Source organism: Amycolatopsis sp. NPDC051071 (assembly GCF_040682875.1).
Taxonomy (GTDB): Bacteria; Actinomycetota; Actinomycetes; order Mycobacteriales; family Pseudonocardiaceae; genus Amycolatopsis.
The window spans coordinates 1-1,978 of sequence record NZ_JBFBBY010000323.1 but is presented as its reverse complement, the minus strand read 5'-3'; the positions used below and the strand labels follow the sequence as shown (position 1 = coordinate 1,978).

3 protein-coding genes are annotated in these 1,978 nt (G+C 66.3%); 2 read left to right on the top strand and 1 reads right to left on the bottom strand.

The genetic code is table 11. The annotated features are described in order from the left end of the window. Positions 1-66: 66 nt before the first annotated feature. Positions 67-612, bottom strand: a complete 546-nt coding sequence (locus tag AB0M65_RS40795) for a CHAP domain-containing protein (protein WP_364041031.1) — start codon at positions 610-612, stop codon at positions 67-69. Positions 613-834: 222 nt separating this feature from the next. Between AB0M65_RS40795 and rpmE the strand changes: the two genes are divergently transcribed. After that, positions 835-1,062, top strand: coding sequence for a 50S ribosomal protein L31 (gene rpmE, locus AB0M65_RS40790; RefSeq protein WP_364041028.1), 228 nt, complete (start codon positions 835-837; stop codon positions 1,060-1,062). An 80-nt stretch (positions 1,063-1,142) separates the two neighbouring features. Continuing rightward, the coding region (locus AB0M65_RS40785; protein ID WP_364041025.1) for a PCRF domain-containing protein at positions 1,143-1,978 on the top strand (836 nt) is incomplete at its 3' end.

Sequence of the window (1,978 nt, the reverse complement as noted above, 5' to 3'; positions counted from 1 at the left end):
TTGCTATATAACCCCCAAAAAAACACACCCCCCACCCCGAGACCTGGTGCCGCGTGGTGCCGCTCCTTAGTGGCGCGGGCGGGCGGCCGGGGTCCAGCCCCGGTAGTTGTTGAAGTAGTGCACGCTCGAAGCGTGGCCGATCTTGCCGCCGATGCTGGAGGCGTAGATCCCGCCGCTGCCGTCGGCGATGCCGACGTGACCCCACTGGCTGATGTTCCAGTACACGAAGGAGCCCTTCGGCGGCGTCCCGGTCGTGTGCTTCGGGCTCGCGCCGTTCCAGTGCGCGTTGGCCGAGGCCCAGATGCCCGTGGTGCCGTAGGCGTTCTCGGCGGCCTTCTCGCAGAGGCCCTGGTACGCGGTCGAGCCCGCGTGGTTCTTGTACCACTGGACAGCGCCGGCGGGGGTGCCGTCACCGGCGCCCTGGATGGTGAGGTCGCCTTCGGGCACGGTGGTGAACGTGCCCGCCGCCGGGTTGATGTCGGCGGCGGTGATGGTGGCGCCCGCGTCGTGGACGGCCGGAGCTGCTCCGGCGACCGGTGCCACGGCGAAGGCCGCGGCGGCCAAGGCGGCGACGAACGCGGGCTTCGCGACCTTGGCGAGGATAGTGCGCATGTTCAGTACCTCCTGTTGAGGAATTACCAACCGGGGAACCATCCCGCGCGACGGTACAAATTTCGTACAACTCGGTGTCGATGGTTGATTACTCAACGTGCTGGAATATGCCGGAGCAGGGGTGCGTTAACCCCACTGCCAGCGCATCTGGCAAAATAACCCGCTGAAGTCCGGCACCGGTTCACCCCGCATGGGGACCCGGAGCCAACGAGAGAGGACACCATGAAAAGCGGTATTCACCCCGAGTACGTGGTCACGAACGTGAACTGCGACTGCGGTAACACCTTCACCACGCGCAGCACCAAGACCTCCGGCAGCCTCCACGTCGAGATCTGCTCGAACTGCCACCCGTTCTACACCGGCAAGCAGAAGCTCATGGACACCGGCGGCCGCGTCGCGCGCTTCGAGGCTCGCTACGGCAAGCGCAAGAAGGCCGAAGACGCCAAGTAGCTTGTTCGACGGCGCCTACCCGCAGGTTCGGGTAGGCGCCGTTTTCGTTGTCCGGCCAAGGGTCTCAGAGAGGTGGAGTGGTGGATTCGAGTTCGCTGAAGGGTCTGCTCGAGGAGCACGCCCAGCTGGAAAAACAGCTGGCTGACCCGTCCGTGCACGCCGATCAGGCGCGCGCACGCAAGCTCGGCCGTCGCTACGCGGAGCTGAGCCCGGTCGTCAAGACGATCCGAGACCTCGACTCAGCCCGAGAAGACCTCGAAGCGGCGAAGGAGCTGGCCTCGGAAGACTCGACTTTCGCGGCCGAGGCCGAGGAGATCTCCGCCAAGATCCCCGTGCTCGAGAGCAAGCTCACCGAACTGCTCCTGCCGCGTGACCCGTACGACGGGTCCGACGTGGTCATGGAGATCAAATCGGGTGAAGGCGGCGAGGAGTCGGCGCTGTTCGCCGGCGACCTGCTGCGCATGTACCTGCGCTACGCCGAGCGTCACGGCTGGAAGGCCGAGGTCCTCGACTCGGTCGACTCGGACCTCGGCGGCTTCAAGGACGTCACCGTGTCCATCAAGAGCCGTTCGGCCGACGTCGACGGTGTCTGGGCGCGCCTGAAGTTCGAGGGCGGGGTGCACCGCGTGCAGCGGGTGCCCGCGACCGAATCGCAGGGCCGCATCCACACCTCCGCGTCCGGCGTGCTCATTTACCCCGAACCCGAGGACGTCGAGGTCGAGATCGACCCCAACGACCTGCGGATCGACGTCTACCGCTCGTCCGGTCCCGGTGGGCAGAGCGTCAACACGACCGACTCGGCGGTGCGCATCACGCATCTTCCGACCGGCGTGGTCGTCTCGTGCCAGAACGAGAAGTCGCAGATCCAGAACCGCGCCCGTGCCTTGCAGGTGCTGCAGGCCCGCCTCCAGGCGAT

Bases quoted from the DNA above. Each gene is read 5' to 3' on its own strand.
- AB0M65_RS40795 (WP_364041031.1), bottom strand. From the start codon at position 612: ATGCGCACTATCCTCGCCAAGGTCGCGAAGCCCGCGTTCGTCGCCGCC.
- rpmE (WP_364041028.1), top strand. From the start codon at position 835: ATGAAAAGCGGTATTCACCCCGAGTACGTGGTCACGAACGTGAACTGC.